The following is a 16,597-nucleotide window of genomic DNA, read 5'->3' on the forward strand; positions in this document are numbered from 1 at the left end:
TTCGCGCGAATGCCAGCTGAATGTTAAGAATAGGCGCGAAAATATGGTAGAGTGCGCGCCAATAAAAAGCGCATCATTTGCTTATAGCTGATTATCTTTTTTCACTATGCTTAATCTCTGAAGCCGCACTCACTGATATTTTACTCTATGAGTCATGACTCAATGATCCCACATTCTCATTACACACTAGGTATTCTATGACCCCTTGGACGCAAATCAACAGCGCGCAAATACCGAATAATGGCGGTGAACTGACGTTACATCAGCGCGGTAAAGAATTTTCAATTCGTATCGCTGGCAAGCGCGGTGAATTGATGAATAGCCGTGTTTTTAATTCCGAGAAAGTCCTGTCTCGAGTTGGCTGCGGTCATTTGAAAGATGTGGACAACGCCAATGTGCTGGTGGGCGGTTTAGGCATGGGGTATACATTAACTGCTGCCTTGAGTGTGCTGAATAAATCGGCGAGTGTCACGGTCGCCGAGCTTATCCCTGAGGTTGTTACGTGGAACCAAGGGCCATTAGGGCAGTGTTCCGGCTACCCATTGAAAGACTCTAGAACCCAAGTAAAAGTAGGGGACGTAACCAAGCTGTTAACTCTACAGAGCGAAACGTATGACGCAATTTTGTTGGACGTAGACAACGGCCCAAGAGGGTTGACGCATGCTGATAACAACTGGATATATTCAGAAGTGGGGCTCAAGGCTATTTTGCAGATGCTACGGCCAAAAGGCGTACTGGCGATTTGGTCTGCGGGCCCAGATTATTTATTTGAAGTGCGCCTTAAAAATGTCGGCTACAAAGTCGATACGCGCATCGCATCAGCCAGAGCAGATAAAGGTATCAAGCACACCATCTTCTTAGCTAAAAAGCCTGAATAGCCGGGTGACATCATAAGAGCAGTGAACGGCGTTGACCTTAAGCGTCAGCGCCAAACCAGTTAAGTTTCTCTCGTAAGCTGACCACCGAACCAACAATGATAAGCGCCGGTGGTTTAATGCCCGCTGCTGCCACTTTTTGTTGAATATTTGCTAAGTTACCCGCCACGACTTTTTGCTCTGCGGTCGTTGCCGATTGCACCAGTGCAATTTCAGTGGTGTCCGGTAGGCCATGCTGAATGAGTTTCTCACAAATAACAGGCAAGCCTGTTAACCCCATATAGAATACAGTGGTTTGTTCAGGCTGGGCCAGCATGGGCCAGTTTAAGTTGATGCTGTTATCTCGTAAGTGGCCTGTGGCAAATACCACCGACTTGGCGTGATCTCTGTGGGTCAGGGGAATGCCAGCGTAACTGGCAGCACCACTGGCGGCTGTAATGCCAGGCACCACTTGGAAGCTCACGCCTTTTTCCACTAGGGTCTCTATTTCTTCACCGCCGCGACCAAATATAAAAGGGTCGCCGCCTTTTAGACGCACGACTCGATTCCCCTTTAAGGCTAAATCGGCCAGTAGCGCGTTAATTTCATCTTGTGGCACGGTATGTAAGCTGCGGGCTTTTCCCACGTATATTTTCTCTGCATCCCGGCGCACCAGTTCTAATATTTCTTTGGACACCAAGCGGTCATATACGACGACGTCAGCTTTTTGCATTAGCCGTAGCGCGCGAAACGTTAGTAAGTCTGGATCGCCCGGACCAGCACCGACCAAGTACACCTCTCCTTTGCCCGAGTCATGCTCGTCAAGGGCAAGTTTGTCTTGCATCATCTGTTCGGCTTTGCTGTTGTTGCCTTGTAGAACCTGTTCGGCGACATCGCCATCGAGGATATCTTCCCAAAAGTAACGGCGTTTTGTCACTGAGTTAAAGCGGGCTTTAACGGTTTCACGGAATTTTTCTGAAAACTGCCCCAGCAAACTGACCTTTTGCGGAATAACAGACTCGAGTTTCTGGCGTAAATAGCGCAGTAGTACAGGCGCAACACCACCGCTGCTCATGGCGATAATAATCGGCGAGCGGTCAACAATTGAAGGGGTAATAAACTGGCACAAAGGCGTATTATCCACCACATTCACCAGAATATTTTGTGCCTTAGCTTGGTGATGAATATCTATATTTAATTGGCTGTCGTCTGTGGCCACAAAGACTAATTGTTTGGCCGTGAGGTCACTCGATTCGTACCCACGAGTGTGCAGTGTGACTTGCCCTTCATCCGCTAAGCGCTGCACCGTATCACAGGCCCAAGGGGCAACCACCGTGATAGTGGCTGAGGTTTTTAACAGTAACTCCACTTTACGGGCAGCCACTTCCCCTGCACCGACAACGAGACAGTTCAGCTCTTTAGTATCAACAAAAATAGGGAAATATTGCATAGGGCCCGCTAACGCTTAAAACTCTTAATATAGATGCTATTCTGCGGGTTCTTCTTAGTTAAATAAAGCATTGTAATCAGAAAAGATATTCTTTTTAGTTATGATAGAAGTGGTTCTCATAGCCTTAAGCAAGACTTTTTAATAGGCATAAAAAAAGAGGCCAGTGGCCTCTTCTTATATTGTTAGCATTTTCACTTTTATTCGCCAATTAGAGGCGCATAAAAGGGCGGCGTCAGGCTTAGCTTATTCAGGCTTACCACGACGACGTGGAGGCTGATCTGACCATTCACGCATATTCAAACGCTGACCGGCAACACGGGTTTTTTGCAATGTATCTTGCGTTGCACGAGGCATATTTTTCGGCAAATCAACGGTACTGAAGTTATCGTAAATCTCGATAGCACCAATATTTTTACTGCTGATGTTTGCTTCATTAGCGATCGCGCCAACGATGTTGCCAGGCTTAGCGCCATGAGTATGACCTACTTCGATACGGTAGCGCTGCATGCCTTCTTCCGGTGTGCTGCTTTTGCGAGCACGTTGTGGTCTGTCACCACCGCGGTCACCGCCACGCTCACGACCACGTCCACCGCGATCATCACGACCACCACGGTCATTTCTGTCACCACGAGGAGGGGCAGAGTTCAGGTCAGGACGGTCGCCTTCTTTCAGAATAAGCGGCTCGTCACCTTGAGCAATCTTAGCTAATGCAGCCATAATCACTTCTGGTGCGGCTTCGGTTTCTGCTTGAATTGACTCAACGATAGGGATCAATGTCTCTATGCTGCTGTCACCGATCGCTTCAATCACGCTGCTTTTGAAGCGGCTCAAACGCGTTTCATTTAGCTGAGAGATTGATGGGATTGGCATAGGATCAATCGATTGACGTGTAGCACGCTCGATTGAGAACAACATGCGCTTCTCACGATGTGAGATGAACAGTATTGCATCACCTTGACGACCAGCACGGCCAGTACGACCAATACGGTGAACGTAAGATTCTGTATCGTAAGGCACGTCGTAGTTGATAACGTGACTTACACGTTCAACGTCAAGGCCACGTGCAACAACGTCTGTTGCTACAAGAATATCAATTTTACCGCGCTTCAAACGTTCAACAGTACGTTCACGTGAGTTTTGCGGAATGTCACCGTTAAGAGGCTCAACAGCGTAGCCACGAGCAGACAATTTCTCAGAAAGCTCCATGGTTGCGGTTTTAGTACGTACGAAAATAATCACCGCATCAAACTCTTCCACTTCCATAATACGGGTAAGGGCTTCAAGTTTGTGATGGCCAGCCACCTGGCAGTAACGCTGCTTGATGGTGCTAGCGGTAGCAACTTTAGATTCGATTTTTACTTGTTTAGGATCGCTCAAGTAACGCTTAGTAATTTTGCGGATTGGATCAGGCATAGTCGCTGAGAACAACGCAGTTTGGCGCTCTGCTGGTGCGTGGCTCAAAATCCACTCAACGTCATCGATGAAACCCATGCGTAGCATTTCGTCGGCTTCGTCTAATACCAAGAACTTAAGGTTATCTAATTTCAACGTGCCTTTTTTGATATGGTCGATTACACGACCAGGCGTGCCGACTACAACCTGTGCACCACGTCTTAGTTGGCGGATTTGGTTGTCGTAAGATGAGCCACCGTAAATAGGTAATACGTTAAGTTTACGAGAGAAACTAGCGTATACCTGAAAGGCTTCAGCTACCTGAATCGCTAATTCGCGAGTCGGTGCCAAAACTAATAATTGAGTGTTGCTGTTGTTAGCATCCACGTTTGCAAGCATTGGCAATGCGAATGCTGCTGTTTTACCCGTACCGGTTTGCGCAGTACCAAGAAGATCGTGACCTTCCATTATTAGCGGAATACATTGAGCTTGGATTGGGGTTGGTTTTTCGTAACCTACTTTTTCTAAAGCTTGAAGCAATTCGGCAGGTAGGTTGAGGTCTTTAAAAGTCAATTCGACAGTGTCAGTCATTAATTATCCCTAGTTAGAAACACGCAGGATTAACTTAGATTTCACAGTCAAATTCTAAAACAAACCAGCGTGGATACACAAAAGAAGTATTATATGAGAAATCGCGTCTATACACCACGTTAGGCCGCGTTTTATTTAAACTAATCTGTATTTATTGAATATCTCTGATGAACTTGTTATCAATGCGTTAACGCAATGAAAAATAACCATTAAAAAAGTGCAGAATTGTCACGAATTTAAAATAAAACTGACATGTTTAATGGTGTCGCTTACGGTAACAAATACTCAGTGAATAAAATTCCGGGTGAAAAATTACTCTTAGGTGATTCTGGCGGAGTTAAACCGTTAAGCAAAGTCGAGTAGAACTGAAAATAATTGCGTTGAAATTGCAACGATTGGCCGTTTCACTACACCAAGTGTTCAAGTAAGATAATTTTGTCGCATTTGCACGCTCAAAGGTTTCAGGCATAACACACTACCCGTTGCGCATGATGACAAGCTGCAATGTCGCGGTAAGTAAAAGAGTGAAGAACCAGGATATGGATGATGAATAAAATGAGAAAAACGATAATCGCACTATCACTAGGGATGTTGATCAGTTGTGGGCAGCAAACTAGTGAAGAACATATCCAAGCCGCGCAAGAATTTATCGCGCAAAATGACAGTGCTTCGGCGATTATCTCGTTGAAAACCGCCGTACAATTAGCCCCTAAATCGCCAGAAGCGCGCTTTGAATTGGGTAAAGTTTACCTTGACGAAAAGCAATTTGAGAGTGCTGAAAAAGAACTCAGTCGCGCATTAGAATATGGTTACGATGGGGCTAAGGTGCTGCCGTTGCTGACCCGCGCCTACCAACGAACCGGCGCCTATGCGGCTATCAGTGAAATGGAAGATAACAACGTCGACCTGAGTAATGAGGACAAAGCGGAAATTGGTTATTTCAAAATCGTATCTTTAGTGCGATTAAATAAGCCCGATGATGCGCGCGCGATCATCGCTGATCAGTCGCAGTTACAGACAGATTCCGTATTCAAGTCACTGAGCCAAGCTTATAAAGACATACTTGATAAAGATTATCCTCTGGCACTGCAAAGCCTTAGCGATATCAAAGATAGCCACCCTGATCATCCTGAAGTCCTTAAACTTTTGGCGCAACTGCATTTAAGCTTGGGCGACCCGAAAGCGGCGGCTCAAGCGTTTGACCGATATGTGTCTTTGTATCCCGATGATTTACAGACCACTTTTGTGCTTGCCAAACTCTGGGTAGATTTAGGGGAAACGGCAAAAGCGGAACCTTACCTCGATCAGTTATTGGCCGTGAATGCTAAAAATGGTTTGCTCAATCAACTAAAAGCGGCTGCACGAATAGCGGATAAAGACTATGGAGAGGCCCAGAAATACGCTGAGCTAGGTATTCAAAATGGTATGAATGATCCTTCGCTACGTTTAATAGCAGGTTATGCCGCATACCAGCAAAAAGATTTTGAGGCCGCTCAGCAGCACCTTTCATTAGTGGCTAGCAGTTTGCCTGGCAACCATCCTGGTTTGCGTTTACTGGCTGCTAGCCAATTACAGCTGGGCTTGAATGCTGAGGCGGGGGATGTGCTGGAGCGCATGGAGCAAGTCAACGAGCAAGATGCGCAACTGTTTTCAAAAGCCAGTTATGAATTATTGCGTCAGGGAAATGTAAAAGACGCCCAAGAGCTAGTAGAGAAATCTTCCAGTATCAGTACCACGGCAGAAGACCTCACACGTTTAGGTTTGCTTAAACTCTCGCTGAATAATCTTGATGGTATCGTTAATCTAGAAGAGGCACTGGAAAAGTCACCTGAACTTGAGAGTGCTAAAAAGACACTCGCTACTGCCTACATCACTACTAAGCAATATGACAAAGCCCTAGAATTAGCGCAGCAATGGAAAGCCGAAGATGCCAATGACATTAGCGCGTATTTGCTGGCTGGCGAAGTGTTCAGTAAACAGCAAGATCTAAACAATGCGAAAGCCGAATTTGAGCAGGTGATGCGTATTGACCCTGATCACAAAGGCGCAGCGCTGGGCTTAGTCAACATCGCTATTGCCGAAAAAGATGTGGTTCGAGCGCAATCAGGCCTAACGGCTTTGCTTAATCGTTTTCCTGATTATACGCCAGCATTGGCGACGGCTTATCTGTTTAATAAACAGCAAGGTAAAACACAGCAAGGTATTGAGGTTATCCAAAGCGCGCTGAACAAGGCGCCTGACAATCAAGAGCTGAGTCTGTTGTATGCCCGTGTATTGTTGCTTGAAAAGCAATATGACCAGGCACTGCAACAGTTCGTTAAATTTGATCAAAATGAATCTTTGCCACCTGCTTATTGGCAGGGGAAAGGCCAAGCGTTGATTCGTTCAGGTGATTTGCAGGGCGCACAGGATCACTATGACAAGTGGCTGAGCATTGCCCCGAACGACAAACAAGCCGTCGTGGGCAAGTTACTCCTGCTGGACAACACGGGCAAATTTGCCGAAGGCGTCAAGTTAAGCGAAGGTTTCTTAGCGGTGCGCAATGACACTCAAATGCAATTGCTTAACACGCATTTCTTATTGATGAATAAAGATATGGACGCAGGAAGGAAGGCCTACGAGGCAATACCGCAAGAGCTAAAAAGTATGCCCATTGTAAAGGGCTTTCGAGCACGTTTACTGATTGTTGATGGTGATTTTGAGCAAGCCGAGCCAAATGCTCATGCTGCCTATGAAGGTTTACCAAATGGCAGAAATCTAGTCTTGTGGGTGTTTACCCTTGAGCGATTAAATAAAAAAGAGCAAGCACTGAGTGCGATTAAAGCCCATTTAAACGTATCACCGAACGACGGTGCTGCTTTAATGATGTTGGCCGAAAGGCAAATTAATAGTGGTGATGACGAAGCTGTTGCTAGCTATCAAACCTTACTACAGAAAAACCCTAACAACTTTGTTGCACTGAATAATTTAGCCTATTTGTATCTACAGCAAAATCAGCTAGACAAAGCCCTGGAATACGCTGAAAGCGCGGTAAAACAGCGCCCTGATAATGCCGCCGCAGTAGATACCTATGCCCAAGTGTTAGTGGCTAAGGAAGAATACCGAAAAGCAGTGAAACAATACGATGCGGTTGTGAATGACAAAATGCGCAATGAAGAGATTTATCTCAATTACGTGGAAGCGCTTTTTCTCGACGGCAGCACGTTGCTAGGCAAACGCAAGCTGGAACAACGTGAAATGAAAACTGATGAAAATATTGCTCGCCAAGCTCAATTGAAAGCCAAATACGCCGAGTAATCAACAACCTATAATCCGCTTTTACTAAAACAAAAGCCCGTAACGGAAACACGTCACGGGCTTTTTTATAGCGCTAAATGGCCAATGGTAGGCTGGTTAACATTTTTGTACGGCTCGCACTATCCACTGCTTTAATTGTGCTTCACCTAATGCTCCTGAAATACGATCGATTTCTTTGCCTTGATGAAACAAAATCAACGTCGGAATACTGCGGATACCGGCTTCACTACTGATCTGCTGAGCTTGCTCGGTGTTTAACTGGGCGAATAATACACTATCCGTTTGGCTAGCTAACTTGGCAAATACAGGAGCAAAGCTTTTGCACGGACCGCACCAACTGGCCCAAAAGTCGACCAAAACCGGCAAGTGGTTTCGCTCAATGTAGCGATAAAATTGATGCTGGGTGAGCTGGCACGGTTGATGGGTATGCAGCTTCTGCTGGCACTTGCCACAATTAGCTTGGGTATGATCTTTGCTCTCAGGGACGTTGTTAATGGCATAACAATGGGGACAAACGATATGCATTTATTCTTTCTCCTGCTTTATAGTATGTGGAGACAACTGCTTAACCTGAAGCTGTAAATCTTTGATATGCACCAACAAATCACTAAGCGTCGGCTCTTCTTCTAAATCGTGCTCAGCAGCATCTTCTTTGGCCTTTTGTTTGCGCGCCAATTCATTCTCCTGCTCCATTACACTGACGACTATGCCAATAACCATATTCAAAAAAGCAAAGGCGGTGAAGAAAATAAAGGTCAGATAGAACACCCAACTCAATGGGTAAACTTCCATTGTTTCATACATGACATCGGTCCAATCTTCGAACGTCATGACTCTAAACAAGGTCAATAGTGAAATGGCGATATCGCCCCAAAGGTCTGGATTAATGCTTTCAAATAAGGTGCTACCTATCGCTGCATAGATATAAAAGATGATGAACATCAGTAGCATAACGTAACCAAGTTGAGGCAAGGCTTTTACCAAAGAGACTAAAAGTATGCGCAACTCAGGGATGATAGAAATCATCCGCAATACCCTAAATACTCTGACCAGACGAGCGATAACGGCCAAATCAGCGTCTTCAGCGGGGATAAGGCTGACAATAACGATCAAGGTATCGAATATATTCCAGAAGTTCTTAAAGAAATCCCGCTTTCGCTCTTCAGCTAAAAACCGAATGGTAATTTCAGTTAAGAAGAACGCGCTGATAAACCAATCTAAAAACTGTGTCACGTGGTACATGGTCACGGACATTTCATAGGTTTTCGCGCCCACTAACAGGGCGGAAAATATGATCACCGAAATCACAAAAATCTCGAACAGCTTGTTCGAACGAATACGAATAAATTTGGCTTGTAGGGATAAAGCGTTCATGGACTCACGAAGTTTATAAAAAATCGTCGATAGAATATTGGATTCTGCTCGGCTGTCAATTGAGGATTGGTATGTGAATGTGTATAAACCAAAGCGTAATGCATGAAGTGCAAACCAAACGTGATATTCTGATAAAAGCATCGAAAATACCTTTTTGTTAGATTAAATAACTAAAAATAATTCGAAATTCCAAATAAATGACAAGACATTATTCCGCGACGCGACAAATAAGCGAGGTCGCTGAAATCGTCTTGCACCTTGCAAATTTTTAGCGCAGAAGCTTTGTCACGAGGGAGGCTTCTCAGTCAGAAATGAAGCTCAATATAAATACAGGATTGTTGCGCGAAGCAAACAAGACACGAGTATCAGTAATATGATGAATACCCAAGCGGAAGCTATATCCATAGGTCATCTTCTTAAAACTAGCACCCAGGGCCTGCACAGAGAAGTGGAAGGCAGATTGTCAAAAATTTTATTTCACCGTGATTTGAGTGCGCAGGTATATTTGCAGGTATTGATGGCCATGCAAGCGGCTTATGTCTCAATGGAGCGAGCACTGCTTACTTTCCCTGAGTCTAAAGCAGCCTATAAAAACCGCAGTAAGCAAGCATTTATCAACAACGATATCGCTTATATGAAACAGACGCTGTTGGATCTTGAGCATGACATTCCAACGCGCGCCAGTAAGAAAGACGATTTAAGCCAGAATGTTAAACCGAACGTTGAATTGCACTCGACTGCTCAGGCGATGGGTATGATGTATGTTCTGGAAGGTGCAACCTTAGGCGGTGAACATATTCAGGCCCGATTAACTCGACACGATTGGTTAGATACTCATCACGGCGTAGCCTTTTTCAATAGCTATCAAGAGCAAAGAATGGTGCGCTGGGGCGAATTTTTAACTGTATTGCAGCAATACTACCTGCGGAATCCTGATGTTTGTGATGAAATCATGCAAGGCGCAGAATTAGCATTCGAATATATTCATGATTGTTTGGAGGGAATAAGCCTGTGAATAAACCGTTTGATGTGACACTGGATAATTGTCATAAAGAGCCCATCCATATCCCAGGTTCGATTCAACCTCATGGCTATCTATTACTGTTTGAGCCAAAAACACTGATATTACAGTATTGCAGTGAAAACGTAGCGGACTTAATGCAATGCTCGCTAGACGCGTTACTTGGGCAGTCATTGGATTCAATATTTGACCGCGAATTCGCCACAAAGGTAAAGGCACTCGATTTCGATAAAGGCTTTCACGAGGTTAACCCACAGCAAACGACACCGATTGCCGCGCTCGCTCAAGCGCTGAACTCTAATACCACGGGGCCGGTGACTGGCGCGCAAGCCGAGAGTATCAAAACACAATCAACTTACAATGCCATACTGAGCTTACACGACGACCTATTGGCCATTGAATTAGAGCCCGCGTTATCTGCTAGTTCAAGTTCGTTTAATCCCGTTAAAAATTTAATTAATCTGTCGCTTAATGACTTGGCCCAAAGCCAAGACTTAAATAACGTTTTTGCTTATTCAGTTGACGAAATTCGCAAAGTCACTGGGTTTGATCGCGTCATGTTGTATAAGTTTGATGCGGACTATAACGGTGAAGTTGTTGCTGAGGCTAAAAAGCCTGAGTTGAACTCCTTTTTAAAACAGCACTTTCCTGAGTCAGATATACCAAAGCAGGCGAGGGAGCTGTACGTTAAAAACCCCATTAGACTGCTTGCTGATGTTAACGCCAAGCAGTCTATGTTGTACCCAAATGATCGGCCTGTTGACTTGAGTAAGGTGACGCTGCGCAGTGTGTCACCTATTCATTGTCAGTATTTACGTAACATGGGGGTGAATGCCTCTATGTCGATCAGCATAGTGGTGTCGGGCAAGTTGTGGGGGCTAATTGCATGTCATCACTATCGCTCTCATGTAGTGCCGTTTGAAACGCGTGAAGTGGCTTTATACATGGGGTTGATGTTGTCTTATTTGATTTCATTAAAAGTACAAGCTGATGCTGAGCACCGTGATTCGGCGGTGTTATCGTTAAATGCGTCGATCACCGCAAAAATGGCTGAGCGTATTTTCTTTACAGATGGTTTGCGTGAAGAAACAGACAATCTGATGCGTATGATGAACGCATCAGGCGTGGCCTGGCGACTAGAAGAAGACATAGAATGCTTTGGCAAAACCCCCAGCCCTGATCGCATAGAAGCGCTTTTTAACTGGGCGACATCAACCAAATTAGTCACAGATACGATTTACCATACAAAGACCTTAGGTAAAGATAACCCTGACTTTATGGATATCAGTGACGTTGCCAGTGGCGTATTCATCTTGTCTGTCTCCTCTGTTAGTAACTTATTCTTGATATGGTTTAGGCAAGAGGTTGAACAAACCAAAGATTGGGGAGGGAAACCTGAAAAAACGATCGAGTTTTTAGATGATGGCAGCCATAGGCTGATGCCGCGAAGCTCTTTTCGTTTATGGCGTGAAAATGTCAAAAACCAATCGTTAGCCTGGGAAGCGGTAGAGTTATCCAGCGCTTTGAAATTCCGAGACACGATAGTGAACTATGTGTTGTCAAAATCGGAGCGTCTTGAGTTACTAAACGAAGCGTTAGAGCACAAAGTAGCTGTGCGTACCGACGAACTAAAAAAAGAAATTGCTAATAAAGAAAAAATGCAAGATGAGTTAGTGGAAGCCTTAGCCGCCTCTGAAGAATCTAACCGTGAGCTAGAGCGTTTTGCATTTGTTGCCTCACACGACCTTCAAGAGCCGCTTCGTAAAATTCAGTCGTTTGGTGGGCGTATTCAGCAAACAGAGGCCACGTTAAGCGATAGAGGCCATGGTTATCTAACCAAGATGATGAACTCAGCAGAAAGAATGCAGGCGCTGATTAAAGGCGTGCTGAGCTTTTCACGTATCCACAGATCTAATGACGAGTTTGTTCCTTTGAATTTTGATGACATTATTGAAGATGTGATCATGGATTTAGAAGTGTTGGTGACAGAGCAAAAGGCAGCTTTCTCAATCGATCATATTGGCACAGTGTACGGAGATAAAAACCAGCTTCGCCGTGTGGCGCAAAATATCATTCAGAACGCCCTAAAATTCACTAAAGAGGACGTCCCTCCGCACATTGTTATTGCCCTTAACGATAAAGACGAAGACTTTGTCACCATTGAATTTAAAGACAATGGCGTTGGATTTGCAAAAACGCATGAGCAGAAAATATTTGGTTTGTTTGAGCGTTTACACTCAAAAGCTGAGTATTCAGGGACTGGTCTAGGCTTAGCGATATGCAAAAAAATTATTAATCGACATCAGGGGAAAATTTGGGCTGAGTCTCAATTTGGTCAAGGCGCGTCATTTTTTATTACGTTGCCAATAAGATCAGCAGCAGTAGAATAATATTACGCTTTTAACTTATCTTAGACTAACCGGCTGTGATATTATTAGCCGTTAGTTTTTTTACGTGGTTTCAGGCATAGCAAGCGATTTATCATGCTTAAACTTGGGTCATAGGTACGATGCTTTTGCATTATAAATATTAGAATTACACGGACGGTCACTCAGGTTGAACCGTTACCATTCTAAAGTACAGAAGGTTGTGTTTAGTGTGAATAAAGATTCTGGTGTGATATCTAAAAAGCTCAGGGCAGTGAATTATATTCTGGTCGCGGATGACGACTTGGACGATCAAGAGTTGATTCAAGATGCATTAGCTGACAACGCAATAGGGACAGACAAACTGCGCTTCGTGAATGACGGAGAGGAGCTGACACGCTTTTTAGCCGATGCGAAAACGTTGCCTAGTATCATTCTGTTAGATTTAAATATGCCGCGAAAGTCGGGCCGGGAAGCATTAGACGATATTAAGCAAAATCCGTCTTTTAAGCATATCCCTGTGGTGATGTTTACCACCTCTGACTCTGACATCGATATTAAAGAATGTCATATGCTGGGGTGTAATGCGTATTTAACGAAACCTAATAATTACTTAGATTTAGTGGGCTCGATGAAAGACTTAGTTAGCTTTTGGTTCTTTCAAGCGCAAATACTGCACGATTAAATCCATGCTACATATGCCTGGTGCACGCGCTCAGGCATATTCTATTGCTGTTCAACACGTTACTTTTCTTTGGTCTACTTCTTCCGTTCTTTTAATAGCCAACTTTTTATCTTAGCTTTGTAGTCAGCCACCGTGAGGCAACTGGCAGTCAGTTACTACGAACCATCCGTCACTAATCATCTTCACCGATAGCACGTCATCTTTAACTCGTTATCTATAACGAGTGCTGAGCTAAATGTATCACTACGATAAAGCATGCGGCTAAAACTTCTCTGCTAGCATCTTTATATTCAATTTCAGCCTTAAGGTTGGCAGTGATGCATACAAACAATGACTTTGAGTTTAAAACCGTAGGCGATATCCGTTTTGGGGTGAATGCGGCTTTGTCTTTACCTGCACTGTTGATATCCCGCTTTGATGCAAAATCGATTCTCGTCATTACTGATAAAGGTTTATTAAACGCAGGGGTGCTTGATCCTGTTTTCGCTGAACTGGATGTGGCTGGCATAACATTCTCAGTGTTTGATGGGGTGCAGGCTGACCCTCCAGAAGCCATTATTTTGGCGGCAGCTGAACAAGCGAAAAAAGCCGAAGTGGTGATTGGTATTGGCGGCGGCAGCTCTATGGACAGCGCTAAACTCGCAGCTGTGTTGGCTATGGAGCAACAAAACCTTGCCGACATGTACGGAGTCGATTTAGTCACGTCTCAGCGTAAACCATTGGTATTGATACCTACTACCGCAGGAACAGGCTCAGAAGTTACCCCTATCTCAATTGTCACCACGGGTGAGTCCACCAAGGCTGGTGTGGTATCACCGGTTTTATACCCCGATGTGGCGTTGCTTGACCCTTGTCTAACGGTGGGGTTACCAGCACATATTACGGCAGAAACGGGCGTCGATGCTATGGTGCACGCCATTGAAGCTTTCACCAGCAAACATAAGAAAAACCCTTTATCAGATAATCTCGCGATAAAAGCGTTGCAATTGTTGTCGACTCATCTTCCTCGTTGCTATGTAAACGGTAAAGACTTAGATCACAGAGGCGCTACGCTATTGGGCGCCATGCTCGCAGGGCAGGCGTTCGCTAACTCCCCAGTGGCGGCCGTGCACGCGTTGGCCTATCCATTAGGCGGTATTTATCATATGGCTCACGGTTTAACGAATGCACTTATGCTGCCTCACGTGATGCGTTTCAACTTGGCACACGCAGAGCAAGAATATGCCCAGTTAGGTGTAGTCGTTAACCCTCAATTAGCTGGGCTTAGCGTGAGGGAGCAAGCACTGGGTTTTATTGAATATATGCAGCAGTTTTGTTACGACCTTGGCATCACCAAGCGACTAAGAGATTACGGTATTGAGCAAGCTGCGCTAACGGATTTAGCCAACGCGGCCATGCTGCAAACGCGATTGTTAACCAATAATCCGCGAACGGTTACGTTTGATGATGCTCTCGCGTTATATCAAGAGGCGTGGTGAGAATAATTCAGAGTAAGCGATAGCCTATAATTTTGACGCTAGGTACTGCAGTAAATACATCAATAAGTGGCTTAATAAGCACCTCAATAAGCACAGTGCAAATGGCCGTCGCGTTAAATGGTATCAACAACGAAAAATGGAGTTATATTGATGACAACGTCGACGACAGATAAAAAATCCCCCCCTACGCGTAGCGACTTTCGATACTTCGACACAATTGACACTCGTTGGTCGGACAATGATGTGTACGGTCATGTGAATAATGTCGCTTATTACAGTTTCTTCGACACTGTGGTAAATCGCTTACTGATCGATAACGGATGGCTACATCTTGATGGCCAAGGTCCGATTGGTTTGGTCGTTGAAACCCGCTGCCAATATTATGCGTCGGTAAGCTACCCAGCTGTGCTAGATATCGGCTTAACGGTGTTGAAACTAGGTAACAGCTCGGTGGTGTATCAATTAGCGGTATTTTCAGAGGGCAGTGAGCAGGCGAGTGCCGTTGGGCAATTTGTGCATGTTTATGTGGACCGTCCGTCACATATGCCTACGCCTTTACCTACGGACTTGCGCGCTGGGTTAAGTCATTATTTAGTGGGTGGCGACGAGCCGGAATAAACGGCTTCACTGGCGCTCGCCGGTTGGGGATTAGTAAAGCGTCCTCAACGGGTAAAGAGCCATCAGCGGGTAAAAAGTCTTTAACTGAAAACGAGCCATCAAAGCGCTATGTACGCGCTTTAAATGAACTTACTGTCTATACCCGCTAACCTAGCGATTACGCCCTAGGGCATCATGGCTGGTCACCCAGTCGCCTGCTAACACGGCGGCACTTAATGACAGCTCTCCTGCAAGTACGGTAGCGCCGATAATCTCTGCAAGTTTGCGTGCTTTACCTTCACCGAAGCAATCCATCATTTCTAAGCATTCTTTTTGTGTGGCAAGGGCAGTACCGCCACCAAAGGTCGCAACAATCAAAGAGGGCAGTGTAATAGCGATATAAAAGTTACCTTGCTCATCTACGTCCACAAACGATAAAGCGGCGGATGATTCTGCCACATTGGCGGCATCTTGGCCGCAGGCGATAAACATGGCAGTAATTCCGTTAGCCGAATGGGAGCCATTATTTATAGAGCCGGCCATAAAACTGCCCATATTGGATATTTGACGCATTTTAAACAGCATTTGTGCTGATACACCCAGTTTTGCCTCTAAAATCTCACTGCTAATGGTTGCCTCAGCAATCACCCGCTTGCCGCGACTGTGAAGGGTATTCAGTTGGGAGTGTTTTTTATCGGTATCCATGGCACCAGACAAGTTATAGCGTTGCAAGCCGACCCCAGGGAAGTTTGCCTTCATCCATTCGCAAGCCGCTAACGTGGCTTTGCCCACCATATTCTGCCCAGCAGCATCGCCGGTTGTGAAATTAAACCGTAAATATTGCATGCGCGCGGCAGCGTACTGTTCGATGTTACGTAGTTTCCCCACGCTGGTGGTGGTTTCGGCTTGTGCTTTTATGTCCTCGAAATTATCGGTTACCCAATTGCCAAAAGTTTGCGCTTGGCGGGCATCTTCAAAAATAAACACTGGGGCACGCTGCATGACATCATCGACAACTGTCACTTTTACGCCACCAGCGGCGCTGAGGACCCGCATGCCGCGGTTGTAACTAGCGACCAAGGTGCCCTCTGTGGTAGCAAGTGGCACGTAGAACTCACCCTTCGCATATTCGCCATTGACCTTAACTGGCCCTGCTAAGCCGATGGGCACTTGGGCAACACCGATGAAATTTTCAATATTGCCCGCGGTTTGCTCTGGGCTTAAGGAGTAATGCCCCACATGACTAAGCTCGCTTTGGGTGTGTTCTTTTACAAATGTTCGGCGCTGCTGTGCCATATTCTGGCTATGATCGTGCTCTTTATCACGAGGAATGGAAGGTGCTGCTTTATTATCTGACATGGGCGAAATCGACTTTGTAGATAGAAGGTGTATCTACAATTATCAACAAAGCTTGGTACAGTGAAATGATTATGCTTAATTAATGTGCAATAGTTTTAGTGATAACAGGTTCAAACAAAGTGTGAGTGAGAGA

At 45.1% G+C, this 16,597-nt stretch carries 12 protein-coding genes; 7 read left to right on the forward strand and 5 right to left on the reverse strand.

The window, feature by feature from the left end:
• Positions 1-197 precede the first annotated feature (197 nt).
• Positions 198-878, forward strand: a complete 681-nt coding sequence (locus tag AC0L6N_RS00120) for a spermine/spermidine synthase domain-containing protein (RefSeq protein ID WP_473477803.1) — start codon at positions 198-200, stop codon at positions 876-878.
• A 37-nt stretch (positions 879-915) separates the two neighbouring features.
• Here AC0L6N_RS00120 and cysG read toward each other — a convergent pair whose 3' ends face one another.
• Positions 916-2,304 carry a siroheme synthase CysG gene (gene cysG / locus AC0L6N_RS00125; protein ID WP_473477805.1) on the reverse strand — a complete coding sequence of 463 codons (1,389 nt, stop codon included), beginning with the start codon at positions 2,302-2,304 and terminating at the stop codon, positions 916-918.
• Positions 2,305-2,547: 243 nt separating this feature from the next.
• Positions 2,548-4,287 carry a DEAD/DEAH box helicase gene (locus AC0L6N_RS00130; protein WP_011573345.1) on the reverse strand — a complete coding sequence of 580 codons (1,740 nt, stop codon included), beginning with the start codon at positions 4,285-4,287 and terminating at the stop codon, positions 2,548-2,550.
• Positions 4,288-4,842: 555 nt separating this feature from the next.
• Between AC0L6N_RS00130 and prsT the strand changes: the two genes are divergently transcribed.
• On the forward strand, positions 4,843-7,584 hold the full coding sequence (gene prsT, locus AC0L6N_RS00135; protein ID WP_473477808.1) for an XrtA/PEP-CTERM system TPR-repeat protein PrsT: 2,742 nt from the start codon (positions 4,843-4,845) through the stop codon (positions 7,582-7,584).
• A 96-nt stretch (positions 7,585-7,680) separates the two neighbouring features.
• Here prsT and trxC read toward each other — a convergent pair whose 3' ends face one another.
• Complete coding sequence (gene trxC / locus AC0L6N_RS00140; RefSeq protein ID WP_473477811.1) at positions 7,681-8,109, reverse strand: thioredoxin TrxC; 429 nt, start codon at positions 8,107-8,109, stop codon at positions 7,681-7,683.
• On the reverse strand, positions 8,110-8,958 hold the full coding sequence (locus AC0L6N_RS00145) for an ion transporter (RefSeq protein ID WP_473481209.1): 849 nt from the start codon (positions 8,956-8,958) through the stop codon (positions 8,110-8,112).
• A 376-nt stretch (positions 8,959-9,334) separates the two neighbouring features.
• Between AC0L6N_RS00145 and AC0L6N_RS00150 the strand changes: the two genes are divergently transcribed.
• From AC0L6N_RS00150 to AC0L6N_RS00170, 5 genes are all read left to right on the forward strand, one after another.
• The gene (locus tag AC0L6N_RS00150; protein ID WP_473481211.1) at positions 9,335-9,973 is read left to right on the forward strand and encodes a biliverdin-producing heme oxygenase; all 639 of its coding nucleotides are present in this window, start codon (positions 9,335-9,337) and stop codon (positions 9,971-9,973) included.
• Entirely contained in the window at positions 9,970-12,369 is a 2,400-nt protein-coding gene (locus AC0L6N_RS00155; protein WP_473477814.1) for an ATP-binding protein, read from the forward strand. Before AC0L6N_RS00150 ends, AC0L6N_RS00155 begins: the two co-directional genes overlap by 4 nt.
• Before the next feature lie 208 nt (positions 12,370-12,577).
• Positions 12,578-13,030 (forward strand): response regulator, encoded by a 453-nt coding sequence (locus AC0L6N_RS00160; protein ID WP_011573351.1) that lies wholly within the window; start codon positions 12,578-12,580, stop codon positions 13,028-13,030.
• Between the two features lie 317 nt (positions 13,031-13,347).
• Positions 13,348-14,508, forward strand: a complete 1,161-nt coding sequence (locus tag AC0L6N_RS00165; RefSeq protein ID WP_473477817.1) for an iron-containing alcohol dehydrogenase — start codon at positions 13,348-13,350, stop codon at positions 14,506-14,508.
• Positions 14,509-14,658: 150 nt separating this feature from the next.
• Positions 14,659-15,126, forward strand: coding sequence for an acyl-CoA thioesterase (locus AC0L6N_RS00170; protein WP_011573353.1), 468 nt, complete (start codon positions 14,659-14,661; stop codon positions 15,124-15,126).
• Between the two features lie 150 nt (positions 15,127-15,276).
• Here AC0L6N_RS00170 and AC0L6N_RS00175 read toward each other — a convergent pair whose 3' ends face one another.
• Positions 15,277-16,464 (reverse strand): hydroxymethylglutaryl-CoA reductase, encoded by a 1,188-nt coding sequence (locus tag AC0L6N_RS00175; RefSeq protein WP_473477819.1) that lies wholly within the window; start codon positions 16,462-16,464, stop codon positions 15,277-15,279.
• Between the last annotated feature and the right edge of the window lie 133 nt (positions 16,465-16,597).

It is taken from the genome of Paraglaciecola sp. G1-13, assembly GCF_055809255.1.